General features: G+C 56.5%; 1 pseudogene. It reads right to left on the bottom strand.

Annotation, left to right across the window (positions count from 1 at the left end):
- A pseudogene (locus SB724_RS19885) lies at positions 1-278 on the bottom strand (toprim domain-containing protein); the annotation flags it as partial.

The following is a 278-nucleotide window of genomic DNA, read 5'->3' as shown; positions in this document are numbered from 1 at the left end:
GGAAGCCGCCAAGGAATCGCGACTGCATTTCCGGCAAGCGATACGCCGGCCTCTTCTTGTACCGCGACTGCAATGCTTCGGCCCGTCAGATAAGCGTTAGGCCCCGGCTTTGTGCCTGCGAGAACCGATTCCGCTAAAGGCTCCGGCTTCGTTACGGCTTTTAATTTCGGGAGTCGAAGCGTTAAACGGCCTCCTTCAGCCGCCGCCGCATACGTATCCAATAAATAATCGATTGCGTCGTCTTCGGTTTCGCCGCGCAGGAAAGCGAGCAGTTTAAC

Source organism: Bacillus sp. SIMBA_031, from assembly GCF_046535225.1.
Taxonomy (GTDB): domain Bacteria; phylum Bacillota; class Bacilli; order Bacillales; family Bacillaceae; genus Bacillus; species Bacillus velezensis.
This window is presented reverse-complemented; position numbering and strand designations above follow the sequence as displayed.